19 protein-coding genes and 1 pseudogene are annotated in these 24,599 nt (G+C 73.1%); 9 read left to right on the top strand and 11 right to left on the bottom strand.

Going from position 1 to position 24,599, the window contains the following annotated elements; genetic code table 11:
• Positions 1–821: alcohol dehydrogenase catalytic domain-containing protein (locus ACWC9R_RS32995; RefSeq protein ID WP_450737095.1), on the bottom strand; the 821-nt coding region annotated here is incomplete at its 3' end.
• A gap of 229 nt (positions 822–1,050) precedes the next feature.
• Positions 1,051–1,857 carry an IclR family transcriptional regulator gene (locus tag ACWC9R_RS33000; protein ID WP_450737097.1) on the bottom strand — a complete coding sequence of 269 codons (807 nt, stop codon included), beginning with the start codon at positions 1,855–1,857 and terminating at the stop codon, positions 1,051–1,053.
• 160 nt (positions 1,858–2,017) lie between these two features.
• Here ACWC9R_RS33000 and ACWC9R_RS33005 point away from each other — a divergent pair, with 160 nt between their 5' ends.
• Positions 2,018–2,350, top strand: coding sequence for a bifunctional 3-phenylpropionate/cinnamic acid dioxygenase ferredoxin subunit (locus ACWC9R_RS33005; RefSeq protein ID WP_450737099.1), 333 nt, complete (start codon positions 2,018–2,020; stop codon positions 2,348–2,350).
• 11 nt (positions 2,351–2,361) lie between these two features.
• Here the strand turns inward: ACWC9R_RS33005 and ACWC9R_RS33010 are convergent, their stop codons facing one another.
• Positions 2,362–2,745: a hypothetical protein gene (locus ACWC9R_RS33010; RefSeq protein WP_450737101.1), complete on the bottom strand. Its 384-nt coding sequence runs from the start codon at positions 2,743–2,745 to the stop codon at positions 2,362–2,364.
• A gap of 372 nt (positions 2,746–3,117) precedes the next feature.
• On the opposite strand from ACWC9R_RS33010, the gene ACWC9R_RS33015 reads away from it, so the two are divergent.
• From ACWC9R_RS33015 to ACWC9R_RS33040, 6 genes are all read left to right on the top strand, one after another.
• Positions 3,118–5,937, top strand: a complete 2,820-nt coding sequence (locus ACWC9R_RS33015; RefSeq protein ID WP_450737103.1) for a nitrate- and nitrite sensing domain-containing protein — start codon at positions 3,118–3,120, stop codon at positions 5,935–5,937.
• Complete coding sequence (locus tag ACWC9R_RS33020) at positions 5,934–6,374, top strand: roadblock/LC7 domain-containing protein (RefSeq protein ID WP_450737105.1); 441 nt, start codon at positions 5,934–5,936, stop codon at positions 6,372–6,374. The genes ACWC9R_RS33015 and ACWC9R_RS33020 overlap by 4 nt, the downstream gene beginning before the upstream one ends.
• Before the next feature lie 96 nt (positions 6,375–6,470).
• Positions 6,471–6,884: a DUF742 domain-containing protein gene (locus tag ACWC9R_RS33025; protein WP_450737107.1), complete on the top strand. Its 414-nt coding sequence runs from the start codon at positions 6,471–6,473 to the stop codon at positions 6,882–6,884.
• A 116-nt stretch (positions 6,885–7,000) separates the two neighbouring features.
• On the top strand, positions 7,001–7,870 hold the full coding sequence (locus tag ACWC9R_RS33030; RefSeq protein ID WP_450737108.1) for an alpha/beta fold hydrolase: 870 nt from the start codon (positions 7,001–7,003) through the stop codon (positions 7,868–7,870).
• Between the two features lie 54 nt (positions 7,871–7,924).
• The gene (locus ACWC9R_RS33035) at positions 7,925–8,536 is read left to right on the top strand and encodes a TetR/AcrR family transcriptional regulator (RefSeq protein WP_450737110.1); all 612 of its coding nucleotides are present in this window, start codon (positions 7,925–7,927) and stop codon (positions 8,534–8,536) included.
• A gap of 224 nt (positions 8,537–8,760) precedes the next feature.
• Entirely contained in the window at positions 8,761–9,369 is a 609-nt protein-coding gene (locus tag ACWC9R_RS33040) for a GTP-binding protein (RefSeq protein WP_450737112.1), read from the top strand.
• A gap of 67 nt (positions 9,370–9,436) precedes the next feature.
• Here ACWC9R_RS33040 and glpK read toward each other — a convergent pair whose 3' ends face one another.
• The 6 genes and pseudogenes from glpK to ACWC9R_RS33070 all read right to left on the bottom strand — a co-directional run bounded on the left by glpK (position 9,437) and on the right by ACWC9R_RS33070 (position 18,265).
• Positions 9,437–10,975 carry a glycerol kinase GlpK gene (gene glpK, locus ACWC9R_RS33045; protein ID WP_450737114.1) on the bottom strand — a complete coding sequence of 513 codons (1,539 nt, stop codon included), beginning with the start codon at positions 10,973–10,975 and terminating at the stop codon, positions 9,437–9,439.
• A gap of 81 nt (positions 10,976–11,056) precedes the next feature.
• Positions 11,057–11,824 (bottom strand): MIP/aquaporin family protein, encoded by a 768-nt coding sequence (locus ACWC9R_RS33050; protein WP_450737116.1) that lies wholly within the window; start codon positions 11,822–11,824, stop codon positions 11,057–11,059.
• Between the two features lie 334 nt (positions 11,825–12,158).
• On the bottom strand, positions 12,159–13,331 hold the full coding sequence (locus ACWC9R_RS33055) for a lipid-transfer protein (RefSeq protein ID WP_450737128.1): 1,173 nt from the start codon (positions 13,329–13,331) through the stop codon (positions 12,159–12,161).
• A 198-nt stretch (positions 13,332–13,529) separates the two neighbouring features.
• Positions 13,530–13,952 (bottom strand): annotated as a pseudogene (locus ACWC9R_RS33060) (Zn-ribbon domain-containing OB-fold protein); the annotation flags it as partial.
• Positions 13,953–14,760: 808 nt separating this feature from the next.
• Complete coding sequence (locus tag ACWC9R_RS33065) at positions 14,761–15,606, bottom strand: M15 family metallopeptidase (protein ID WP_450737118.1); 846 nt, start codon at positions 15,604–15,606, stop codon at positions 14,761–14,763.
• Positions 15,607–15,823: 217 nt separating this feature from the next.
• Positions 15,824–18,265, bottom strand: coding sequence for a glycoside hydrolase family 31 protein (locus tag ACWC9R_RS33070; protein WP_450737120.1), 2,442 nt, complete (start codon positions 18,263–18,265; stop codon positions 15,824–15,826).
• A gap of 329 nt (positions 18,266–18,594) precedes the next feature.
• Between ACWC9R_RS33070 and ACWC9R_RS33075 the strand changes: the two genes are divergently transcribed.
• Together ACWC9R_RS33075 and ACWC9R_RS33080 are read left to right on the top strand one after the other, a co-directional pair.
• Positions 18,595–20,625 (top strand): acetoacetate--CoA ligase, encoded by a 2,031-nt coding sequence (locus ACWC9R_RS33075; protein WP_450737122.1) that lies wholly within the window; start codon positions 18,595–18,597, stop codon positions 20,623–20,625.
• Positions 20,626–20,772: 147 nt separating this feature from the next.
• Positions 20,773–21,702, top strand: coding sequence for a hypothetical protein (locus tag ACWC9R_RS33080; RefSeq protein WP_450737124.1), 930 nt, complete (start codon positions 20,773–20,775; stop codon positions 21,700–21,702).
• 87 nt (positions 21,703–21,789) lie between these two features.
• On the opposite strand, the gene ptsP is transcribed toward ACWC9R_RS33080, so the two are convergent.
• Together ptsP and ACWC9R_RS33090 are read right to left on the bottom strand one after the other, a co-directional pair.
• Positions 21,790–23,460, bottom strand: a complete 1,671-nt coding sequence (ptsP, locus tag ACWC9R_RS33085) for a phosphoenolpyruvate--protein phosphotransferase (RefSeq protein WP_450737126.1) — start codon at positions 23,458–23,460, stop codon at positions 21,790–21,792.
• Between the two features lie 80 nt (positions 23,461–23,540).
• Positions 23,541–23,990, bottom strand: coding sequence for a PTS sugar transporter subunit IIA (locus ACWC9R_RS33090; RefSeq protein ID WP_362612883.1), 450 nt, complete (start codon positions 23,988–23,990; stop codon positions 23,541–23,543).
• Positions 23,991–24,599 lie beyond the last annotated feature (609 nt).

A 24,599-nucleotide genomic window follows, 5' to 3' on the forward strand; every position in this document is an offset into this window, starting at 1 on the left:
GTGCCCGCCAGGTCGCGCATGTAGAACGCCTGGCGGTAGGTCTCGGGGCGGCCCACCGCGTCGATCACCACGTCGGCGCCGTGCCCGCCGGTGAGTGCCCGGACCGCCTCGACGGGGTCCGTACCACGGGAGTTGACGGTGTCGGTGGCGCCGAAGCGCTCGGCGGCGTCCAGCTTGCCGTCGTCGAGGTCGACGGCGATGACGCGGCGCGCCCCGGCCCGGGAGGCGCCCGCGATGGCGGCGTTGCCGACCCCGCCGCAGCCGATGACGGCGACGGTGTCCCCGCTGCCGACCCCGCCGGTGTGCACGGCGGCGCCGTACCCGGCCATCACCCCGCAGCCGATCAGCCCCGCGGCCTCCGGGCGCGCCGACGGATCGACCTTCACCGCCTGCCCGGCGGCGACCAGGGTCTTCTCGGCGAAGGCCCCGATGCCCAGGGCCGCCGTCAGCGCCGTGCCGTCCAACAGGGTCATCGGCTGGGCGGCGTTGCGGGAGTCGAAGCAGTACCACGGCCGGCCGCGGCGACAGGACCGGCACTGCCCGCACGGCGCCCGCCAGGCGAGCACCACGTAGTCACCGGGCGCCAGTTCCGTGACGTCGGGGCCGACCTCCTCGACCACCCCGGCCGCCTCACGGCCGAGCAGATAGGGGAAGTCCTCGCCGATCGCGCCGTCGCGGTAGTGCAGATCGGTGTGGCACACCCCGCAGGCCTGGACGGTCACGAGCACCTCGCCCGGACCCGGGTCGGGCACGAGGATCGGCAGCACCTCGACGGGGGCGCCCTTCTTGAGGGCGACGACGGCGCGGGCTTCGTGCGGCATGTCTCACTCCTAAAACGGCGCCTGCGGCGGCGGCAGGGCGGGTAGCACGCGTGCGGTGGCACGGAGTCCTGTGAGGGGTGGGAGCGGTGCGCTGTGCTGGGAGCGGGGACAGGGGCGGAGGGCGGTCCACCGCTGTCGCCGTGTTGCCTATAGTGCGCTTGGTTGCGCTATAGGAGACATGCTGGAAGTCCGTCAGGGATACGTCAAGGGGGGATTTTCCGCTACCCGTTCACCCCGCGTACCCCATCCGGCGGGACAGGTCGGCGGCCGCCTTCGCCGCCCGCTCGGCGAGCTCCGGCAGCAGCTGACGCTCCATCCGGTAGGCCGGACCGGAGAGGCCGATCGCGCCGATCACCGCGCCGTCGTGGGCCCGTACCGGTGCCGCCACCGCGTTCAGCCCGATCTCCAACTCCTCGCTGGTGCAGGCGAACCCGTCCTCCAGCGCGGCCGCCAGCTGCTCGCGCAGACCGGCCGCCGTGGTCAGGGTGTGCTCGGTGAACCGCGGCAGCTTGCGGGCCACCAGGGTGTCCCGGCGCGGGGCCGGCAGGTGGGCCAGCAGGACCTTGCCGCTGGCGGTGGCGTGCAGCGGGGTCCGGCGGCCCAGCCAGTTGTACGCGGTGACCGCGGCGGAGCCCCTGGCCTGCATGATGTTGACCGCCGCATCGCCGTCCAGCACCGCGATGTTGGCGGTCTCCCCGGTGTCGGCGGCGAGCGCCCGGCACACCGGCTGGCCCTCCTGGGAGATGTCCAGCCGGATCGCGGCGGCACCCGCCAGCCGCAGCACCCCGGCGCCCAGGTAGTACTTCCCGCGCTCCCGTTCCTGCTCCACCAGCCCGCGGTTCTCCAGCACCCCGAGAATCCGGAACGCGGTCGACTTGTGGACCCCCAGCTCCTCGGCGATCTCGGTCACCCCGGCCTCGCTCAGCTTCGCCAGGATCTCCAGCACGCTCACCGCGCGGTCCACGGACTGGACGGAACCCGCCCCGCCGCGCCGCTCCTCGGGCCGGTCGTCCGCCGTCTCGCTCGTGTTCGACATCGGTCTTCGTCTCACCACCGGTGGCCCCCGCGGGGCACGTCTGAGGGCATCTGCCGGGAAGCCCTTGACGGCCCGCTTCCCGGCTTGGATTCTGTTGCGCATCGCGCTCTGCGATGCGTTATTCAGAACACATGATACCGATCAGCGCGAGGGGGGCCAGATGATTCCCGTCTGCCGCATCGAGGACCTGCCCAAGGGCGAGTCCGTCCGCATCGAGATCGACGACGCCACACCGGCCATCGCGGTCTTCCACGCCGAGGACGGCGGCTACTACGCCGTCGACGACCTGTGCAGCCACCAGGACGCCTCGCTCTCCGAGGGCTTCGTCGAGGGCTGCTTCGTGGAATGCCCGCTGCACGCGGCCCTGTTCGACCTGCGCACCGGAGCGCCGGCCTGTCTGCCCGCCCGCCGGCCGGTGCGCACGCACCAGGTCGACGTCCTGGACGGCATGATTCACGTCCGGCCCGCCGTGCGGGAAGAGGCGGTGGCGTAGCCCCCCGCCGTTCACGCGGCCGCGCGGTCCGCCCCCGACGGGCCCTCCCGTGACTCCCGGCGCCGCGCCCGCCGCGCCCGGCGCCGCTCGCGGCGCAGCTCCCGGGCCGTACTGCTCGGCCGCGACTCCACCCCGTTGCGCTGTACCCACACCTGGCGGGTCACCCAGACGTCCAGTACGCCCCAGGTGGCCACCACGGTGCCGGCGACCGTGCTGAGCACCGCGGGGAACGCGAGCCAGGAGCCCGCCAGGGTGCTCAGGAACGCCACCATCGCCTGGACCAGGGTCAGTGCCACGATGATGACGGCACGCACGGCGGCGGTGCGTACCGGCTCCGCCATCCGCGGCCGGGCCGCCGGTTCCTCCCGCCACAACGGTCTTCTGCCGGTGTCCATGACCGCGTCACTCTCCCCGCACTCGCCCCACGTGTCCGGCCCGTTGGCGGCTGCCCGGATGTCACCGGTGCACTCCCTGGTGCCGTACTCCGTTCCTTCCCATGGTCACCTACCGAGCGCACACGGGGTTACCCGGGGTAGAGCAAAAACCGGCCAACCGACCGGGTTCCCTCCGGACACCGATGCCGGCGGCCGGTCCCGGAAACGCGGGCGGGTTGTCCGGGAATCAACCGACAACTCATGACGATCCCCCTCCGATACCGTCCCTGACCTCCGGAGAGGCCTTCGGCTCGGTCCCCCGACAGTAGTAGGCTCGCGCCGTTTGTTGACGGAACACCACCCCCGTGCGCCGGGGTTGACGTAGGGGAGGCCATGCGCTTTCGCGGGAAGTCGGTCCGCCGGAAGATCGTGGCGTTGCTGCTCGTACCGTTGGTGTCCCTGACGTCCTTGTGGGCGTTCACGACCTACCTCACCGGACGGGAGGCCGACCAGCTGCTGGACGTCGGCAACGTCGTACAGAAGCTGGGGTATCCGGTCGAGGGCGTCGTCCAGGCCGTGCAGAGTGAACGCCGGCAGAGCCTGCTGTACCTCGCCGACCGGCGCGGCGCCGACGCCCTCGGTGAGCTGCGCGCCCGCACCCGCGCCACCGACGAGGCCGTCACCCGGCTCCGTACCGACGCCGGCACCCGCGACGTCCGCGAGAACCTGAACGGCGAGGCCGGCAGCCGGCTGCGCAGCATCCTCAAGGGGCTGTCCGGACTCGGCTCGCTGCGCGCCCAGGTCGAGGACAACACCGTCTCCCGCGACGAGGCCCTGGAGGGCTACAACGCCCTCGTCGACCCCAGCTACGACTTCCTGTCCGCGCTCCACGCCCTGGAGAACGTGGAGATGGACAAGCAGGGCCGGGCGCTGGTCATCATCACCCGCGCCCGGGAGGCCGTCGCCCGTGAGGACGCGCTGATGTCCGCCGTGCTGGTCTCCGGCAGCATGAACAAGCGCGACCTGCGGGCGCTGTCCGACCACGTCGCCGAGCGCCGGGTCCTCTACGACACCGGCCTCGCCATGCTGCCCTCGAAGGACCGCGCCCTCTACGAGGACTACTGGCACTCCGCGAAGGCGCGCGAACTGACGTCCTACGAGGACCGGGTGATCGGCGCCGGCGCACAGGACGGACCGCGCAAGGTCAACGCCGAGCGCTGGGACACCGCGGCCAGGAAGGTCCTCGGCGACCTCCAGCGGATGGGCCGGGCCGCCGGTGACCGCTACCAGGAGCGGGTCGCACCCGTCGCCACGAACATCCTGCTCAAGGCCGCCATCGCCGGTGTCCTCGGCTTCCTCGCGCTGCTGGTCTCGGTCATCGTCTCGCTCCGGATCGGCCGCCGCCATGTGCGCGACCTCGTCCGGCTGCGCAAGGCCGCCCACGACGTCTCCGGCGTCCGGCTGCCGAGCGTGATGCGCCGGCTGGCGGCCGGCGAGCAGATCGACGTGGAGACCGAGGCGCCCCGGCTCGTCTTCGGGCAGGACGAGACCGGCCAGGTCGGCCAGGCGCTCAACACCCTTCAGCGGGCCGCGATCGAGGCCGCCGTCAAACAGGCCGAGATGCGCCGTGGCGTCTCCGAGGTGTTCGTCAACCTCGCCCGCCGCAGCCAGGTCCTGCTGCACCGCCAGCTGACCCTGCTGGACGCCATGGAGCGGCGCACCGAGAACACCGACGAACTCGCCGACCTCTTCCGGATCGACCACCTCACCACCCGTATGCGGCGGCATGCCGAGGGCCTGGTCATCCTCTCCGGCGCGGCACCCTCCCGGCAGTGGCGCAGGCCGATCCAGCTGATGGACGTGGTGCGCGCGGCGGTCGCCGAGGTGGAGGACTACGAGCGGATCGAGGTGCGCCGGATGCCGCGGCTCGCGGTGGACGGCCCCGCGGTGTCCGACCTCACGCATCTGATCGCCGAACTCCTGGAGAACGCCACGGTCTTCTCCCCGCCGCACACCGCCGTCCAGGTGCTCGGTGAGCGGGTCGCCAACGGCTACACCCTGGAGATCCACGACCGCGGTCTGGGCATGGCGTCCGACCTGCTGCTGGAGGCCAACCTCCGGCTCGCCGAGACCCCCGAGTTCGAACTGTCCGACACCGACCGGCTCGGGCTGTTCGTGGTCAGCCGGCTCGCCCAGCGGCAGGACGTACGGGTCTCCCTGCAGCCCTCGCCGTACGGCGGCACCACCGCCGTCGTCTTCCTCCCCGCCGCGCTCCTCACCGAGTCCTCCGACGGGGCCCGGGAGGACGACGACCGGGCCCCCGGCGGCTCCGTCGGCAACGAACTGGAGCACGCGGCGGGCAAGCTGGCCGCGCTGGCGCAGCTGCCGGTGCCGCGGCCCGAGCGGGAGCGGTCACCGGCCGTCATCGACGGACCGGTCGAACTGGAGGCGCCGCTCGGCCCGGACGAGCCGGGCCCCGACGACGAGGACGGCATCTTCCGGAAGCGGGACCGCGGCCGCGGCGCGAAGGGCCCCGCCGCCGCACCGGGCGGCCCGTCCTCCGCACCGCGCGGGATCGCCCCCGTGCCGGAGGACGAGCAGCACCAGCAGACCCGGGACCAGGCGCCCGGCGGGCCGCCCCCGCTGCCGCGCCGCCGCCGCCCGCCGGTGCTGGTCGCCGACCACGGCAGGACGGTGGACGACCGCGACGCACCGCGGAAGCGGAGTGCCGAGCGTGCCGGGGCCGAGGGCTCCGGCGGGGAGCGCGCCGCGGACCGGCCGTCGGCCTCCGCCGCACGGCAGGACCCCGCGCCGGACGCCCCGCACCCCGCCGGGGGAGTGGACGCGCCCGCGCCGACCACGTCCACGGGACTGCCCCGCCGGGTACGGCAGGCCAGCCTGGCGCCCCAGCTCAGGACCGACCCCGCCGAACCGGCCGAGGAGCGGCGGAGTTCCGCTCCGGCCGCCGACGACCGGGACGCCGAGGCGGTACGCGCCCGGATGGCCTCGCTCCAGCGCGGCTGGCAGCGCGGCCGGCGCGACAACGCCGAGGACCCGCACGGGACCGGCACGCCACCGCGGGGCGAGGACCCCACCGCGGACACCACAGGCCCGGACGCCACAGGCCCGGACGCCCGCGACGCCGCCGCACAGGACGACGGCGCCACGGGCAGCACAGCACCAGGAACCACATCGGGAGGGGACGGTCCATGACCGCACCGAAGGCAGCAGCTTCCACCGCATCGGTCTCGGCGAAGGGAGCCGGCGAGCTGAACTGGCTCCTGGACGAACTGGTCGAGCGCGTCGGCTCCATCCGCAAGGCGCTCATCCTCTCCAGCGACGGGCTGGCCACCGGAGCCTCGAAGGACCTGACCCGCGAGGACGGCGAGCACCTGGCCGCGGTCGCCTCCGGCTTCCACAGCCTCGCCAAGGGCGTCGGCCGGCACTTCGACGCCGGCCACGTCCGCCAGACCATGGTCGAGCTGGACGACGCGTTCCTGTTCGTCAGCGCGGCCGGCGACGGCAGCTGCCTGGCCGTGCTGGCCGATGCGGACTCCGATGTCGGGCTGATCGCCTACGAGATGACGCTGCTGGTCAAGCGCGTGGGCGCACACCTGGGCACCGCGCCCCGGTCCGGCCTGACCCCCTGAGCGCGACGATGGTGACGCCATGAGCGAGCGCGGCGAGCTCCTCGTGCGACGGTGCGCGCCCCGCGGACGCGGGGCCGGAAGCGGCGAGGTCGCGGCATGAGCGAGCAGGACGGCCGGACGGCGCGGGACCGGGACGCGGCCCGCTGGTTCGACGACGACGCGGGCCCGGTCGTCCGGCCGTACGCGATGACGCGCGGGCGCACCCGTACGGCGGCGGAGGGGCGCCTCGATCTGATCGCGCTGGTGATCGCCGAGAGCCGCGCCGAGGACGCGGTCGACGACCAGATGCTGTCGCCGGAGCATGTCGAGATCATCGGCCTGTGCCGGGAGGAGCCGCTGTCGGTCGCCGAGCTGGCGGCCGAACTCGATCTGCCCGTCGGCGTCGTACGGGTCCTGATCGGGGATCTGCTCGACGCGGAGCTGGTCCATGTCAGCAGGCCGGTGCCCCCGGCCGAGCTGCCCGACGAGAAGGTGCTGCGCGAGGTGATCGACGGCCTGCGCGCGCTGTGACCCGCCGGGCGGCCCGGCCGGCGCCGGAACCGCCGCGGCCGGGAGCCTTTGTTGAGCAACGCTCAACGGCGTACGGTGCCAGGTGAGCGATCGTCAAAAGAAGGAGATCCGCCGCCATGGCACCGGACGCGACCCCGGCACCCTTCGACATCCTGGAGATCCAGGTCGGCCCGCACACCTACGACGCACTGGCCTGCGGGCCCGCCGACGGGGAGTTCGTGCTGCTGCTGCACGGCTGGCCCGAGTTCGCCGACTCCTGGAGCGCCGTGCTCACCGCCCTGGGCGCCGCCGGCTACCGCGCCGTCGCCGTCGACCAGCGGGGCTACTCGCCGCGCGCCCGCCCGCCCCGGATCGCCGACTACGCGGTGCCCGAACTCGTCGCCGACGCCCTCGCGTTCGCCGACTCCCAGGGCGCGGACCGCTTCCACCTCGTCTCGCACGACTGGGGCGGCATGGTCGCCTGGGCGGTGGCCGGCGCCCACCCCGAGCGGCTGAAGTCCCTGACCGTGCTGGCCACTCCGCACCCGGACGCGCTCAACCGCGCCGCCGCCGAGGACTCCACCCAGCACCACATGCTCGACTACGTCCGCTTCTTCCGCCGTGACGACGGCGCCGCGGAAGCCGCCCTGCTCGCCGACGACGCCGCCCGGCTGCGCGCCACGTACGGCGGCAAGGTCCCCGCCGCCCTGGTCGACGGCAACGTCCGCCGGCTCTCCGCGCCGGGAGCGCTCACCGCCACGCTGAACTGGTACCGCGCCCCCGAGTCGGTCATCTCGGTCCCGGCCGGCCGGATCGCCGTCCCCACCCTCTTCCTGTGGGGCAGCGACGACGTCGCCCTGGGCCGCGGCGCGGCCGAGTCCACCGGCGCATGGGTGGACGGCCCCTACCGCTTCGAGGCCCTGGAGGGAGCCAGCCACTGGCTGCCCGAGGAGGTCCCCGCCCTCGTCACGCCGCCGATCCTGGAGCACCTCGGACAGTACGCCTGACGCCGGTGGGGCCGGGACGCCGCCGCCGTCCCGGCCCCGCCGTAAACTGCGGGCATGTCCGGCAAGCGCACCACCCGCCTCACCCCCGACCAGCGCAGGGAGCAGCTGGTCGGGATCGGCCTGGAGATGCTCGCCGACCGCTCCCTGGACGAGCTGTCCACCGACGAGGTCGCCCGCCGGGCCGGGATCTCCCGCGGGCTGCTCTTCCACTACTTCGACTCCAAGCGCGACTTCTACCGCGCGGTGGTCAGCGCCGCGTGCGACCGCTTCAGCGCCGCGACGGAACCGGACGGCTCCCTGGAGCCGGTCGCCTGGATGCGGGCCTTCATCGCCGGGTTCGTGGCCTACGTCCTGGAACACCGTCAGGTGTACCTCGCGCTGGTACGGGGCGCCGCCGGCAGCCACCCCGCGGTCACCGACATCGTCGGCGCGACCCGGGAGACGCTCGCCCGGCGGGTGCACGACGGCCGGCGGCGGCTCGGGATGCCGGACGCCCCGCGGCTCGCACTCGCCTCCCGCGCCTGGATGGCGTTCGCCGAGGAGGCGGTCGTCAACTGGCCCGCCGAGGAACCCGGCGCCCAGGACGAGCTGTGCGCTTTCATCGAATCGAGCTTTGTACGCCTGCTGGGACTGCTCGACGGGCCCGGCGTCCTCACCGCGCGCTGACCGCCCGCCACCGGGCCGGACCGCCGCCAACCGCCACCGTCACCGCCCATTTGGGCAGGTTGGCGCCCTCTGCCCGGCGGCGTCTCACAAGCGTGACACAACTCAAGTGGGCGCCGTGCTGAGCACGTTGTACCGTTCCCTTGCACCTGCTGCCCCGTGCGCCGGGGCTCGGGTATCAAGCGTGAGCTCCACCCGTATACACGGCAATTCAGGAGAAGAATCCCATGGCCTTCGGGCGTTCCGACCGCCGTCGGCGGTCCGCCGCCGAACCGGTGACGCTCAAGATCCTGGTCGCGGGCGGCTTCGGGGTCGGCAAGACCACCCTGGTCGGCGCCGTCAGCGAGATCAAGCCGCTGCGCACCGAGGAACGGCTCACCGAGGCGGGCCGGCCGGTCGACGACCTCGACGGGGTGGAGGCCAAGACCACCACCACCGTCGCGATGGACTTCGGCCGGATCACCGTCAACGAGGAACTGGTCCTCTATCTCTTCGGCACCCCGGGCCAGGACCGCTTCTGGTTCCTGTGGGACGAGCTGGCGCGCGGCGCGCTCGGCGCGGTGGTGCTCGCCGACACCCGCCGCCTCGCGGACAGTTTCTCCGCGATCGACTACTTCGAACGGCGCGGACTGCCCTTCACCGTCGCCGTCAACTGCTTCGACGGCGCCGACCGCTATCCGCCGCAGGCCGTACGGGACGCCCTGGACCTGGACCCCCAGGTGCCGGTGGTGCTGTGCGACGCCCGGATCAAGGACTCCGCGCGCGATGTGCTGGTCTCGGTCGTCGAGCACGCGATGCGCACCGGCGCCCGGCGGCGGGAGCCCGCGCTGCCCTGACCGGGGACGGAAGACGGCCGGTACCCCGCCGTCCGGGGCACCGGCCGCGCCTCGTGGCGCCGCGGCGCTACGAGGCCGCCGAACCGTCCTCGGCCAGCCAGCCCAGGCTCCGCTCCACGGCCTTGCGCCAGTTGGCGAACTCCCGGTCGCGGGACGGACCGTCCATCCGCGGCGTCCACTCGGTGTCACGCTGCCAGTGACCGCGCAGTTCGTCCAGGTCCTGCCAGACACCGGTCGCCAGACCCGCCGCGTACGCCGCGCCCAGACAGGTGGTCTCCGAGATCACCGGGCGGATCACCGGGACCCCCAGCACATCCGCCTGGTGCTGCATCAGCAGCTTGTTGGCGGTCATCCCGCCGTCCACCTTCAGCTGGGTGATCCGCACCCCCGAGTCCTGGTACATCGCGTCCACGACCTCCCGGGTCTGCCAGCTGGTCGCCTCCAGTACGGCGCGCGCCAGATGCGCCTTGGTGACGAAGCCGGTCAGGCCCGTGATGACACCGCGCGCGTCGGAGCGCCAGTACGGCGCGAAGAGACCGGAGAAGGCCGGCACGACATACGCCCCGCCGTTGTCGGGGACGCTCGCCGCCAGCGGCTCGATCTCGTCGGCCGAGGCGATGATGCCCAGCTGGTCGCGGAACCACTGCACCAGGGCACCCGTGATGGCGATGGACCCCTCCAGGCAGTAGACCGGCGCCTCCCCGCCGAGCTGGTAGCCCATCGTCGTCAGCAGCCCGCTCTTGGACGGGACCGGGCGGTTGCCGGTGTTCAGCAGCAGGAACGATCCGGTGCCGTAGGTGTTCTTGGCCTCGCCGACGCCGTAACAGGTCTGGCCGAACACGGCCGCCTGCTGGTCGCCGAGCGCGGACGCCACCGGCACCCCGTGCAGCTGCCCCACCGCCGTGCCGTACACCTCGGCCGACGACCGGATCTCCGGCAGGATCGCCTCCGGCACGTTCATCGCCGACAGGATCGCCGGGTCCCACTGGAGCGTGGAGAGGTTCATCAGCATGGTGCGGCCCGCGTTGGTCACGTCCGTGACATGCACGCCGCCGTCGACGCCGCCGGTCAGATTCCAGATCAGCCAGGAGTCGATGGTGCCGAAGGCGATCTCCCCCCGCTCGGCACGCGCCCGCAGCCCCGGCACCTCGTCCAGCAGCCAGGCCGCCTTCGGCCCGGAGAAGTAGCTGGCCAGCGGAAGCCCGGTGGCCTCACGGAAGCGGTCCTGGCCGTCCGTGCCGCCCAGTTCCGCACACAGCTGGGAGGTACGGGTGTCCTGCCAGACGATCGCGTGGTGCACCGGCCGGCCGGTGGCCCGGTCCCACAGGACCGTGGTCTCCCGCTGGTTCGTGATGCCCAGCGCACTGAGCTGGTCAGCGCGCAGCCCCGCCTTCGTGAGCGCACCGGCCACCACCGCCTGCACCTTCGTCCAGATCTCGGTGGCGTCGTGCTCCACCCAGCCCGGTTTGGGGAAGATCTGCCGGTGCTCGCGCTGGTCGACGGCGACGATCGCCCCGCCGTGGTCGAAGATGATGCAGCGGCTCGACGTGGTGCCCTGATCGATCGCGGCCACGTACTTCTCGGTCGTCCCGGTTCGCTCCGTCATACCGTCACGCCTCCTGAGGTCCTGGTGAGTGGGTGCGGGGGAGCGGGGCGGGCCGGAGGCCACGCCCCGCTCCCGGCCGGGTCAGAAAGCCGCCTGGTACACCAGACCGGACAGCACCGCGCCGATCAGCGGACCGGCCACCGGAATCCAGGAGTAACCCCAGTCGGAGGAGCCCTTGTTGGGGATCGGCAGCAGGGCGTGTGCCAGCCGCGGCCCGAGGTCACGGGCGGGGTTGATGGCATAGCCGGTGGGCCCGCCCAGCGACAGCCCGATGCCGACCACCAGCAGCGCGACGAGCAGCACATTGATCCCGGAGCCGTAGATCCCCGCGTGCGCGCCGGGGATCTGGCCGATGCCGATGCCCTTGTTCTGGCCGAAGAACAGCAGCGGCAGCACCAGGGCGACGGTGGCGATGACCTCGGTCACCAGGTTGGCGGCCGACTTGCGGATCTCCGGGCCGGTGGCGAAGATCCCCAGCGTCGGCTGGGCCTTGCTCTGCTCGGCGTTGGCGGCGAACTGCGCGTAATACAGGGCCCAGGCCAGCACCGCCCCGATCACCGCGCCCACCATCTGCGCCAGGACGTACAGCGGCACCTTCGACCACTCGGTGCCGCCCGCGATCGCCGAGCCCAGTGTCACCGCGGGGTTGAGATGCCCGCCGGACAGCGGCGCCGCGGTGTAGGCGCCGGCCAGTACGGCCATGCCCCAGCCGAAGGCGATCACGACCCAGCCGGCGCCCTTCGCCTTGGAGTGGTGCAGCGTGACGGCGGCGCACACGCCGGCGCCGAAGAGTATGAGTATCGCGGTGCCGATCACTTCACCGGCGATGATGTCCCCATTGGAATACATGGCGGCTCCTTGTCCCTCGCCCGGGGACGTCCCCCGGTCCTCCGTGCAGGGTGCGTGCCACCGGCGGGCAGCGGACAGCCGCTGCCACCCGGGGTGCCTGAGTGCGGCGATGCCGCCCGGCATCCGGAAGTGTTCACCGGTGGTGAGGGGGCGTCAAGGTCGCGTACAGCACCGGATGTTGGGGAGGCAGGAGGCAGGAGGCAGGAGGCAGGAGGTGCCGGGCCCGTGGTCGTCCGTACGCGCTTCCCGTGGCGGCGCCCGCGGGCGGGCCGCGACCGTACGGCCGGGGCGCCGCCGGGGCCGGGGCCTCACACCCCTCGGTGCGCGACCGCGCTCACCGCACCACGACCACGGCCGACCCGTGTCCGAACAGCCCCTGATTGGCGGTCACTCCCACCCGGGCGCCCGGTACCTGGCGTGCGCCCGCCCGCCCCCGCAACTGCCAGGTCAGCTCGCAGACCTGGGCGATGGCCTGGGCCGGCACCGCCTCGCCGAACGAGGCCAGACCGCCGCTGGTGTTGACGGGCAGCCGCCCGCCCGGCGCCGTCGCACCGTCCCGCAGCAGCTTCGCCCCCTCACCGGCGCCACACAGCCCCAGATCCTCGTACCACTCCAACTCCAGAGCGGTGGACAGGTCGTAGACCTCGGCCAGTGAGAGGTCCTCGGGGCCGATCCCGGCCTCCTCGTAAGCGGCACGCGCGATCGACGCCCGGAAACCGGTCTCCGGCTCCGGCACGGCCGCCGCCGAGTCGGTGGCGATGTCCGGCAGGTCCAGGACGGTCCGCGGATAGTGCGGGGTGGCCGTGGAGACCGCACGGATGCGGACCGGGTCCGCGACACCGTGCCGGCGCGCGAAGTCCATGCTGGTCAGGACGAGTGCCGCGGCGCCGTCGGAGGTGGCGCAGATGTCCAGCAGCCGCAGCGGATCGGCGACCACGGCGGACGCCGCGACCTCCTCCGCGGTGACCCGCTTGCGGTAACGGGCGTACGGATTGGCCGCGCCGGCCGCCGCGTTCTTGACCTTCACCCGGGCGAAGTCGTCGGTCGTGTCGCCGTACCGGACCATCCGGCGGCGTGCGTAGAGCCCGAAGTACGCGGGGTTGGTGGCGCCCAGCACCCGGAACCGCAGCCAGTCCGGGTCATCGGGCCGCTCGCCGCCCGCCGGGGCGAAGAACCCCTTGGGCGCGGCGTCGGCGCCCACCACCAGCGCCACGTCGGCCATCCCGGACAGGATCTGCGCCCGCGCGGTGCCGATGGCCTGGGCACCCGACGCGCAGGCCGCATAGACGCTGGTCACCCGCGCACCCTGCCAGCCCAGGGCCTTGGCGAAGGTCGCGCCCGCCACATACCCGGGGTAGCCGCCGCGCACCGTGTCCGCGCCGACCACGCTCTGCACGGCGCGCCAGTCGATCCCGGCGTCCGCGAGGGCGTCCCTGGCCGCCTTCGTCCCGTACTCGACGAAGCTGCGCCCCCACTTGCCCCAGGGATGCATACCGGCGCCGAGCACCGCGACGTCGCCGTCGGCGGGGCTGTGGTGGTGGGCGGGGAGATGTGGGCTCCTATGGGGCCGCCGCCCACCCACGGGGTTGTTTTTTTCCCCGCCGCCCACCCCCCTTCGGGGGGTGGGCGGGTGTAGCGAAGCGGACACCGCCCGCCCCCTGCCCCCACCCTCGTTCCCGCCCCCGCCCCCGCCCTCCACCAACCCCCACCGCCACGTCGTCCAGCTGTGCCGCTCGTCCTCGTACAGCACCCCCGGCACCAACTCGACCTCCGTCCCCACACGAAGATCGGCGGCGCGGACACCGGGCGCCGCCTGACCGAGGACCACCATCCGTTCCTCGGTCAGCTCCACGGCGAGCAGGAGGTACGGCTGCCACGCGGCGTCCGGATCGGAGACGTACGGGGCGGGCGGGCGATAGCGGGCATCGGTGTACGACCACACCGTGCCGCGCCGGGACAGCGGCACCTCCGCCAACTCCGTGCCCCCGCACCCGGGGTTGCGGCAGAAGGCGTCCTCACGGGGGAAGAACACCGCGCCACAGTCCCGGCACCGGGTCCCCAGCAGCCGGAAGTCCGCCGCGTCCTGGTCGAACCACCCCGGCACCACAGGCTTCCGCGTACGTGCCACAGCCCCTCCTCCACCACGACCACCGGTCACGCATCTGACGGAACGTCAGGAGTGTGGCATGCGGCTGCCTGAGGTGGAAGCCCGGTGCGGGCGTGGGGGATCAAGCCGTGCGGGGGAGTGTGCGCGATCGAAGGCGCCCGGTCCGGTGGCAGCGGGGCCGCCGGGCCCGCCCGTGCGTATTGACGGTGTCCCTCGCGGGGTGGTGCCCGGACGGGATGCGCCTACCGCGGGAGCGCGCCCACCTCGAACCGCTCGCTTCGTACGGCGTCCGCGGGTGCGACCCGCGGACGCCCGTTGTCGCCGTCGCCTACCTCCCCTTCGCCCACCTCCCGAGGCCCGGGGCGACGACGATGCCTCGTCCGCGCCTGGGCCCCGGTCGCTGGCCTCGATCTCGACGGCTGCGGCGGCGCTCTCCCGGAGAGAATGTCGCCCGGACGGAGGACGGGCACGGATTCGTCGAACCGGACGCGGCCCGGCGGCGTCCCCCAGAACAGGGTCCGGGGCACGGGATCGACGGGGGTGATGCCGTGCCCCGGCCCGCGGGCGCCCCGGCCCGACACAGGCGCGCTGCGCCTCGCCACGGCTACCGCACTCCGGACGGCTCCCCGGACGCCTCCCGGTCGCGGAACCCGGTGGCCTCGCCACCAACAGGCGCTCGCCGAACGGCTGTTGCCAACCCACCCGGACCGGCGGCAGAGCCTCCAGCGACCCACACGCCCGGACCGACGCCCTCTCTGACGTCCCGTCGGCGCGCGCCCCCCCCGGACGCCCTACGGGCCGATCGCGGGCAAGAAGATGGCCCCGCCCATCAGTGCCGCCCCGGCAACCGCCCCCCTATAGGAAAGTCGAAGTAGGTCTCAGGAAAGGTCTCCGGCGTGAAGGTGTAGTGCCACCACTCGTTCGGGTAGTTGACGAATCCGGCGCGCTCCAGGCCGTCCTTCAGCAGCAGACGGTGGGCCCGCTGACGGCCCGTGATCCGTGGGTCGAGGGTGTGCGCCAGGGTGTCGAAACAGTCGAAGCCGGTCCCCATGTCCAGCGAATTGTCCGGGAAGCGGGCCGCCTTCGGGCCGTAACACGGCGCCAGCGGCTCCCCGGGGACGTACGGCCGGGTCGGCAGCGCGGGCAGCCGCACCAGTGTCAGATCGACGGTGCTGCCGCGGCTGTGCCCGGACTTCTCCGCGATGTAGCCGTCCCGGAAGAGCGTCGACTTGTCGACCCGCGGATAGAACTCGCCCTTCATCCGCTGGTCGCCGAGGTCCTTGGCCCAGGACACGAAGTGGTCCACGGCGCGCTGCGGGCGGTAGCAGTCATAGACCTTGAGGGAGTAGCCGCGGCGCAGGAACGAGCGCTGCGCCCGGTGCAGAGCCCGCGCCGCGTCCCGGGTCAGCAGACACCGCGGAGCCCGATAGCCGGTCACCGGCACCCCCATGAAGTTGTGCGGGGTGACGTAGCGCATCTCCTGGATGATCGTCGGGTCCACACTGCGCAGCGCGACGAACTCCCGCGGCATCGTGGGCTCGTGGACGGCAGGCGACGACGGCGCCGACGCCGGGCGGACGGGGGCGGCCGCCGCGCCCGGAGCGAGTGCGGGGACGGCGATCAGGGCGGCGGCAGCGGCGGCAAGGCCGCGCAGGGCGGCAGGGAGTCTCGGCATGGCCCCCGTCTACCAGGCCCGACAGCCGAAGGGGAAGCCCCGCCACCCTGCCAACCCACCGCCAACCAGCACCAACCCACCGCCAACCAGCACCAACCCACCGCCACCACAGCCCATTCGGCCCGCACAGCCCCAGCGACCCGGCCCCAACGCCCGCCCCCGACTCCCCGGCCCCGGCGACCCGCCCCAAACGCCCGCCCCCAACGCCCCCACCCCGCTACCCGTCCGCCCCGTCCGCCCCGTCCGCCCCGTCCGGCCCATCCACCCCCTCCGCCAGCCCCCGCACCCGCACCCGATACCCCACCGAGCCCCCGTCCCGCCGCTCCACGACCACCCGGCCGCCCGACCACCGCGAGGTGAAGCGCTCCACCGTCGGCCGCTGCCAGCCGTCCCCGGTGTCCGGCACCACCAGCCCACTGCCCCCGCGTCCGGCGGCCGGCGCCCACGCCTCCAGCTCCGTGCCGCCGTCCGCCCCCGCCACCGGCAGCACCGCACCGGCCCGCGCCAGCACCGGAATCCGCGACAGCGGCGCCTCCACCCACACCTGCCCGGGACCGTCATAGGCCCGCCCGGTCGCCGTGTCGTACCAGCGGCCGCGCGGCAGCCGCACCGGCCGCCGGGTCACCCCCGCCGCCAGCACCGGCGCCACCAGCAGCGCGTCCCCCAGCAGAAAGGCGTCCTCGCAGTCCCGTAGTGCCCGGTCCCGCGGCGCGCTCCACCACAGCGGCCGGACATACGGCGCTCCGGCCAGCCGTGCCAGCTGCCCCAGCGTCCCGAAGTACGGCAGCAGCCGCCGCCGTTCACGCAGTGCCGTACGGGCGTGGTCGAGCACCTCGCTCCCGTATTCCCAGGGCTCCCGCCGCCCCGCCCCGAGGGCCGAGTGGGTACGGAACAGCGGCATGAAGGAGCCCAGCTGGAACCAGCGCAGATACAGCTCCGGGGACGGCACCCCGGAGAACCCGCCGACATCGGGACCGCTGTACGGCACCCCGCACAGCCCCAGCCCCAGCACCAGCGACAGCGACGCCCGCAGTCCCGGCCAGCCCGTCGCCACATCGCCCGACCAGCTGCCGCCGTAACGCTGCATCCCGGCCCAGCCCGCCCGTGAGAAGAGGAACGGACGCCCGCCCGGCCGCAGTTCGCACAGCCCCTCGAAGCCGGCCCGGGCCATGGCCAGGCCGTAGACGTTGTGCGCCTCCCGGTGGTCGCCGCCCCGCCCCTCCAGCGCATGCCGTGCCGAGCGCGGCAGGGTCCCCTCCCCGAACGCGGCGAAGGAGACCGGTTCGTTCATGTCGTGCCAGAACCCCGAGAAGCCCTGGGCCAGCCGCTCCGCGTACTGCGCGCCCCACCACTTACGCACCCGCGCATCGGTGAAATCCGGGTACACCGACTCCCCCGGCCACACCACCCCGCGCACCTCGCGCCCCCGCGCGTCCCGTACGAAGGCGTCCGCCGCCGCCCCGCCCTCGTAGACCGCGTCGCCCGGCTCGGCCTTCACCGCCGGGTCCACGATCGACACCAGCCGCACCCCGTCGGCGCGCAGGTCCCGGGCCAGCCCCGGAAGATCCGGGTAGCGCTCCTTGTCGACCGTGAAGACCCGGTGCCGGTCGAAGTGATCGATGTCCAAATGGACAGCGGACAGCGGAAGTTCGCGCTCCTGGTAGCCGGCCACCACCCGGCGCACCTCGGCCTCCCCGCCGAACCCCCAACGGGCGTGCTGATACCCCAGCGCCCACTGGGGCGGCAGCGCGGGCGCACCGGTCAGCGCCGTCCAGACCTGGAGCACCCGGGCCGGGGTCCCGGCCAGCACCCAGTAGCGCAGCGGCCCGCCGTCCATCCGCAGTTCGGAGGTGCCCGGCCGGTCATGCCCCGAGCCCGCCCCCTCCGCGCCCTCGCGCAGCGTGACCCGGCCGTCGAAGGAGTTGTCGTGGAAGACCAGATGGGTACCGGCGTCCGCCACCACCAGCTGCACCGGCATCGTCAGCGACAGCGGATCGTCACCCGGCGCGAAGGCCCCGCCCGGGTCGGTGTTCCACAGCCGGTACGCGCCGTCCCGCAGCCGGGGCCCGTGCGCCCGGCCGCCCAGCCCGAAGAACCGGCCGTCGGCGGCCACTTCCGAGCGCTGCACCCAGCGCGAGACCCCGGACACCTCCGGCTGCCCGGCCCGCCCGTCCGCCCCGGCCTCGCCCGCCCGGTCCCACCAGCGCGGCGGCAACTCCCGCCGCAGCACCGCCCCGCCGGGCGTCCGCACCTCCACCGCGCCGTGCCGGGACACCACCACCAGCACCCGCTCGGAGACCACCCGCCAGCCGCCCTCCGTGTCGGGCTCCAGCACCGCCCGCGCGTCCACCTCCGGACACGCCCCGGCCAGCGCGTACGACGGCTCCGGCTCGGCACCGTCCCAGCCGCAGAACACCGCGCCGCCCGCGGCCACCCGCACCCGCAGCGACGAGCGGGCGAACCGGATGACCCCGCCGCCTGGCTGCGGCTCCGCGCTCCGCGCCGGCCCCGGCACCCGCGCCCGTTCCGCGCCGGGCCGCGGCAGCGCCCGGGCGTCGGCTCTCCGCGCCCGCCATGCCGCGCGCACGGACCGCAGCCCCTGCGCCGGCCCCACCGCCCTGATCACCCGCACCGACCGCACCAGATCCCGCCCGTCCATACCGCTCAGCCTCCCATTGACGAGCGGGTCCGGGGGAACCGTTCAACTGCCGTTCACCTGCGCGGTGTCACGCTCGGCCACCTTCGGGCCCGAGGCCCGTCCCGCCACGGCCGAATCCCGCCAAGGGTCCCGGCCCCCGCCCCGCGCCCCATGCCGCCACCACATCCGCCACCCCCTGAATGTGGGCGGCCCACCCTGGTGCACAAGTCGATCACATGGCATCGTCCAGGAAAGCCGTGTCACGCGCACACGCCCACCCACTGGGCCGGGGGACCCCCACCACCGTGCGCGCCCGACGCCCACGACGCGTATCGCCCGGGAGCCGCATCATGACCACCGCACCGCCGTCCGCCCACCAGCCGGAACCGCTCTGGCAGCCAGGCCCGGACCGCATCGCCGGCGCACAGGTCACCCGCTTCCACACCTGGGCCGCCGCCCACCACGGCGCGCCCGCCCCCACCCCCGGCGACCCCGCGAAGAGCTACGCCGACCTGCACCGCTGGTCCGTCAGCGAGCTGCCCGCCTTCTGGCAGGCCACCGCCGAGTGGTTCGACGTCCGCTTCACCACCCCGTACGAGACCGTCCTCGCCGACCCCGCGATGCCCGGCGCCCGCTGGTTCCCCGGCGCCACCCTCAACTACGCCGAGCACGCCCTGCGCGCCGCCGAGGACCCGGCCCGCGCCGGCGCGCCCGCGCTGCTGTACGTCGACGAGACCCATGAGCCCACTCCGGTCACCTGGACGGACCTCCGCGCCCAGGTCGGCTCACTGGCCGCCGAACTCCGCCGCCTCGGCGTCCGCCCCGGCGACCGCGTCAGCGCCTATGTCCCCAACATCCCGCAGGCCGTCGTCGCACTCCTCGCCACCGCCGCGGTCGGCGCCGTATGGACCTCCTGCGCCCCCGACTTCGGCGCCCGCAGTGTGCTGGACCGCTTCCAGCAGATCGAGCCCGTCGTCCTGTTCACCGTCGACGGCTACCGCTACGGCGGCAAGGAACACGACCGCCGCGACACCGTCGCCGAACTCCGCAACGAACTGCCCACCCTGCGCGCCGTCGTCCACATCCCGCTGCTCGGCACCCCCGCCCCCGAAGGCGCCGTGAACTGGTCGGACCTGACCTCGAACGACACCGAACCGGTCTTCGAGCAGGTCCCGTTCGACCACCCGCTGTGGGTTCTGTACTCCTCCGGCACCACCGGCCTGCCCAAGGCCATCGTCCAGTCGCAGGGCGGCATCCTGCTCGAACACCTCAAGCAGACCGGCCTGCACTGCGACCTCGGCCCCGACGACCGGTTCTTCTGGTACACCTCCACCGGCTGGATGATGTGGAACTTCCTCGTCGCCGGCCTCCTGGTGGGCTCCACGATCGTGCTCTACGACGGCAGCCCCGGCCACCCCGACGTCTCCGCCCAGTGGCGGGTCGCCGAAACCACCCGCGCCACCGTCTTCGGCACCTCCGCCGCCTACGTCATGGCCTGCCGCAAGGCCGGCCTCCACCCGGCCCGCGACCTCGACCTCTCCGCCATCACCTGCGTCGCCACCACCGGCTCCCCGCTCCCGCCGGACGGCTTCCGCTGGCTGCACGACAGCTTCGCGGAGGGCGGCACCGACCTGTGGACCGCCTCCGTCAGCGGCGGCACCGACGTCTGCAGCTGCTTCGCCGGCGCCGTCCCCACCCTCCCCGTCCACATCGGCGAACTCCAGGCCCCCTGCCTCGGCACCGACCTGCAGGCCTGGGACCCCCAAGGCAAGCCCGTCATCGACGAGGTCGGCGAACTCGTCGTCACCACCCCCATGCCGTCCATGCCCACCCGCTTCTGGAACGACCCCGACGGCACCCGCTACCACGACAGCTACTTCGACATGTACCCCGGAGTCTGGCGGCACGGCGACTGGATCACCGTCACCCCCCGCGGCAGCGTCGTCATCCACGGCCGCTCCGACTCCACCCTCAACCGCCAAGGTGTCCGGATGGGCTCCGCCGACATCTACGAGGCCGTCGAACGGCTCCCCGAGATCCGCGAATCCCTCGTCATCGGCCTGGAACTCCCCGACGGCGGCTACTGGATGCCGCTCTTCGTCCACCTGGCCCCGGGCGCCACCCTCGACGACGCCCTCCGCGACCGCATCAAGCGCACCATCCGCGAACAGCTCTCCCCGCGGCACGTCCCCGACGACATCATCGAAGCCCCCGGCGTCCCGCACACCCTCACCGGCAAACGCATCGAGGTCCCGGTCAAACGCCTCCTCCAGGGCACCCCCCTCGAAAAGGCCGTCAACCCCGGCTCCGTCGACAACCTCGAACTGCTCCGCTTCTACGAGCAGGTGGCCCGCGACCACGCCACCGACCGCACGCGGTAGACCCGCCCGGCGCCGGACCACCGCAGGCCCGCACGGCCCCGGTCCGGCGCCCGGCCGCATTGTCAGACCCCCCGATTACTCTCAGTGACAAGTGGCGTCCGGCCGGCGCACCGCTCCGCGCCGGACGCATCTCACCAGGGGGGAACCATGACATCCACATCCAGGTACACCGACCGCTCCGCCGCCCACCGCAGGCTCCGCCGCGAAGTCCCCAGCGCCGCCGCCGTCCTCGCCGACGAGCAGGACTTCCAGGCCATGAGCCGCTACCACACCTTCCCGTTCGACGACCACCGCAGCTACCTCCGCCAGATGGAGCACCTGCTGCGCACCCTCGCCTCCCAGGGCGTGCTCACGACCGTCAGCCTCTTCGACCCCGCCGCCTACGAGAAGTACTGCACCGACCTCGCCCTCGAACCCGACCGCCCCGACAGCCGCAGCCGCTACACCGCCGAAGTGGCCCGCACCGGCGCGACCCTGACCTACCAGGGCGAACCCCTGAGCCGGCTGCTCCCGCTGCTCGTCGAGGAAGCCGGCCGCCAGGCGACCTGGGACCACGCCTCCGCCGTCCTCGCCCGCGCCGGCGACTGCGCGGAGTGCGGCGACGACCTCGCCCACGCCGCCTTCGCCCGCGCCACCCTCGCCGTCCAGCAGCTCCTCGCCTCCCTCGGCAGCGGCAGCCACCACCTCGTCTGCTCCGTCGCCGCCGGAGACCCGCCCCTCCTGGCGGTCCTGCACGCCACCGCCGAGGAGGGCACCCGCCGCCGGCTCGACGAGTCGGACACCCTCGTCTTCTGCACGGTCCTCGCCGCCGGCCTCGCCCTGCGCACCCCCGGCGGCATCGTCTCCCGGACCACCACCGGCCCCGCCGACCACGACACCACCGGCGCCCCCGCCCACGACACGGTCCGCGGCTGGTCCCTGCACGAGGCCTGGCCCCGCGCCCTCAGCGCCGCCGAGGTGTTCACCGCCTACTGCACCGACGCCGAAACCGGCGAGCCGATCCCACCCGAGCACGGCGTCGACTACGCCCCCGGCCTCCCCCTCACACCCCCGCCCGACCCCCACCACCACGACTGACCACACCGCCCACAAACAGCACGGCCGCCCCGCCACAAAGGGCGGGACGGCCGTCCACGCTGCTGCGACGCACCGCGCCGCGCGAGATCACTCCCCGGAGAGCACCGCCTGCGCGGCAGCGCGCGCATCGTCCGCGGTGTCCGCGGCCCGTGCCGCGGCCGCCGCCCGCTCACACTGCGCCAGCGTGTGCTTGGACAGCGTCGACCGCACATACGGAAGCGACGCCGCACCCATCGACAGGCTGGTCACGCCGAGCCCCGTCAGCACACACGCCAACAGCGGATCGGAGGCCGCCTCACCACACACACCGCAGCTCTTGCCCTCGGCCTTCGCGGCCTCGGCCGACACCGCGACGAGGTCCAGCAGCGCCGGCTGCCAGGGGTCCTGCAGCCGCGAGACGGCACCGACCTGACGGTCCGCGGCGAAGGTGTACTGCGCCAGGTCATTGGTCCCCAGCGAAAGGAACTCGACCTCCTGCAGAATCGACCGCGCGCGCAGCGCCGCGGACGGAATCTCCACCATCGCCCCGAACTTCGCCTGCAGCCCGGCCTCCCGGCAGGCGTCCGCGAACGCCTTGGCGTCGATCCGGTCCGCCACCATCGGCGCCATGACCTCGAGGTAGACCGGCAGCCCCTCGGCCGCCTTCGCCAGCGCCGTCAGCTGCGTACGCAGCACATCCGGGTGGTCGAGCAGCGTCCGCAGCCCCCGCACACCCAGCGCGGGATTCGGCTCGTCGGCCGGCGTCAGGAAGTCCAGCGGCTTGTCGGCACCGGCGTCCAGCACGCGCACGACGACGCGCCCCTCCGGAAACGCCTCCAGCACCTTCCGGTACGCCTCGACCTGCTTCTCCTCGGACGGCGCGTTCTTGCTGTCGTCCAGGAACAGGAACTCGGTACGGAAGAGACCGACACCCTCCGCCCCGGCCTCGACGGCCGCGGCCACATCACCGGGCCCGCCGACGTTCGCCAGCAGCGGCACCTTGTGCCCGTCGGAGGTGGCACCCGGACCGGACGACGCCGCCAGCGCCGCCTTCCGCTCCGCCGCGGCCTGCTCCAGCGCCGCCCGCTTCTCGGAGCTCGGCTCCACGAAGACCTCACCGGTACTGCCATCGACGGCGATGACCGTGCCCTCGACGAGTTCGCCCGCACCGGGCAGCGCGACGATGGCCGGCACACCCAGCGCCCGCGCGAGAATCGCGCTGTGACTGGTCGGCCCGCCCTCCTCGGTCACGAACCCGAGCACCAGCGTCGGGTCCAGCAGCGCGGTGTCGGCCGGCGCCAGATCCCGCGCGATCAGCACATACGGCTCGTCGCTGTCCGGCACACCCGGCATCGGCACGCCCAGCAGCCGGGCGACAATGCGGTTCCGCACGTCATCGAGGTCGGCCACCCGGCCCGCGAGGTACTCACCCGCACCCGCCAGCAGCGCCCGGTAGGCGGCGAACGCGTCATACACACCGCGCTCCGCGGTGCTGCCCACGGCGATCCGCCGCTCCACATCCGCCATCAGCTCGGGGTCCTGCGCCATCATGGCCTGTGCCTCCAGCACGGCCTGCGCCTCACCGCCCGCCAGGTTTCCCCGCGCCATCAGATCAGCGGCCACAGCCTCCACGGCCTGACGGGCACGCCCCTGTTCGCGCTCCGCCTCGTCCGCCGGAATCTGCTTGGCCGGCGGCTCGAGAACCGCCGTACCCATGTGCCGCACCTCGCCGATCGCCACACCGTGGCTGACGCCGACGCCTCGCAGCGTTGTCTCCATTGCACCCGTCTCCGGTTGATGCGACGGCCGGGACCGCCGCGTGGATGTCGTACCTGCCGTGGGGGAAGGGGCCCCGGCTCCTACTGCCAGGAGAAGAGCTGGTCGCCCGCCTTGACCTCGCCGTCCTCCCGCACCTCGCCGAGCGAGTCCGCGGTGGCCTCCAGCGCGACGACCGGGCACACCGGCGACTTCCCGGCCTGCTCAACCGCGGCCGGGTTCCAGCGCACGACCTCCTGGCCGCGGGTCACGGTGTCACCCTTGTTCACGAGCAGCTCGAAGCCCTCGCCATTCAGCTGCACGGTGTCGATACCGAGATGGGTGAGCACGCCGTGCCCCTCGGAGTCGACGACGACGAACGCGTGCGGGTGCAGCGATACGAGGACACCGTCCACGGGAGAAACAGCGGCGGACGGCTCACGGACCGGATCGATGGCGGTACCGGGACCCACCATCGCTCCGGAGAACACCGGGTCGGGCACAGCCGCGAGTCCGATGGCGCGTCCGGCAAGAGGGGACGTCACGGTGGTCATGGGAAGCCTCCCAGGGGTGGAGATTCATCAGGCCGCCGTCACTACCTGTCCTGGACGGCGCACCGTTCAGAAGCGTAAGTCATAAGAACTGACGGTTCCGCATGAGAGACGCCGGTCGCCGTCCGCGAGTCCCGCTGAATCGATTTGCCTCGCCCACACCGGAGCTGTACTGTCTGACACCTGCCCCGGACAGCCAGGACGCAATCAACTGCGTCCGGTTGAGGTGGGCGGCACTCCTAGCGTCTTGATCGCGACTCAAGAATTGCGCTTTCTGCATGCCTGCAGAAAAGCAGCGGTTCGAAAGCCGGAAAAGGCCTGATAGAGTGTGAAGCACCGAAGGGAAGCGCCCGGAGAGCCCGGTACTGAGAAATCAGAACCGATAAGGCACAAAGGAAGCGTCCGTTCCTTGAGAACTCAACAGCGTGCCAAAAGTCAACGCCAGATATGTTGATACCCCGTCCACCGGAGACACTCCGGAGGATGAGGTTCCTTTGAAAAGCCCACCACGGCCCACGCGGTCGGGGTGGCACACACAGCGAGGACGCTGTGAACGACCGGACCTATTCCGTCTGGTCGTTCCGCTCTCGTGTGTGTTTCACCGGATTACCG

The sequence above is a fragment of the Streptomyces sp. NPDC001219 genome (assembly GCF_053597915.1).

What these genes read in the sequence shown, in the direction of transcription:
- ACWC9R_RS33090 (WP_362612883.1), bottom strand. Translation starts at nt 23,990, where the DNA reads ATGACCACCGTGACGTCCCCTCTTGCCGGACGCGCCATCGGACTCGCG.
- ACWC9R_RS33050 (WP_450737116.1), bottom strand. Translation starts at nt 11,824, where the DNA reads ATGTATTCCAATGGGGACATCATCGCCGGTGAAGTGATCGGCACCGCG.
- ACWC9R_RS33075 (WP_450737122.1), top strand. Translation starts at nt 18,595, where the DNA reads ATGACCACCGCACCGCCGTCCGCCCACCAGCCGGAACCGCTCTGGCAG.
- ACWC9R_RS33030 (WP_450737108.1), top strand. Translation starts at nt 7,001, where the DNA reads ATGGCACCGGACGCGACCCCGGCACCCTTCGACATCCTGGAGATCCAG.
- ACWC9R_RS33020 (WP_450737105.1), top strand. Translation starts at nt 5,934, where the DNA reads ATGACCGCACCGAAGGCAGCAGCTTCCACCGCATCGGTCTCGGCGAAG.
- ACWC9R_RS33005 (WP_450737099.1), top strand. Translation starts at nt 2,018, where the DNA reads ATGATTCCCGTCTGCCGCATCGAGGACCTGCCCAAGGGCGAGTCCGTC.
- ACWC9R_RS33015 (WP_450737103.1), top strand. Translation starts at nt 3,118, where the DNA reads ATGCGCTTTCGCGGGAAGTCGGTCCGCCGGAAGATCGTGGCGTTGCTG.
- ACWC9R_RS33025 (WP_450737107.1), top strand. Translation starts at nt 6,471, where the DNA reads ATGAGCGAGCAGGACGGCCGGACGGCGCGGGACCGGGACGCGGCCCGC.
- ACWC9R_RS33070 (WP_450737120.1), bottom strand. Translation starts at nt 18,265, where the DNA reads ATGGACGGGCGGGATCTGGTGCGGTCGGTGCGGGTGATCAGGGCGGTG.
- ACWC9R_RS33040 (WP_450737112.1), top strand. Translation starts at nt 8,761, where the DNA reads ATGGCCTTCGGGCGTTCCGACCGCCGTCGGCGGTCCGCCGCCGAACCG.
- ACWC9R_RS33010 (WP_450737101.1), bottom strand. Translation starts at nt 2,745, where the DNA reads ATGGACACCGGCAGAAGACCGTTGTGGCGGGAGGAACCGGCGGCCCGG.
- ACWC9R_RS33065 (WP_450737118.1), bottom strand. Translation starts at nt 15,606, where the DNA reads ATGCCGAGACTCCCTGCCGCCCTGCGCGGCCTTGCCGCCGCTGCCGCC.
- ptsP (WP_450737126.1), bottom strand. Translation starts at nt 23,460, where the DNA reads ATGGAGACAACGCTGCGAGGCGTCGGCGTCAGCCACGGTGTGGCGATC.
- ACWC9R_RS33080 (WP_450737124.1), top strand. Translation starts at nt 20,773, where the DNA reads ATGACATCCACATCCAGGTACACCGACCGCTCCGCCGCCCACCGCAGG.
- glpK (WP_450737114.1), bottom strand. Translation starts at nt 10,975, where the DNA reads ATGACGGAGCGAACCGGGACGACCGAGAAGTACGTGGCCGCGATCGAT.
- ACWC9R_RS33000 (WP_450737097.1), bottom strand. Translation starts at nt 1,857, where the DNA reads ATGTCGAACACGAGCGAGACGGCGGACGACCGGCCCGAGGAGCGGCGC.
- ACWC9R_RS33035 (WP_450737110.1), top strand. Translation starts at nt 7,925, where the DNA reads ATGTCCGGCAAGCGCACCACCCGCCTCACCCCCGACCAGCGCAGGGAG.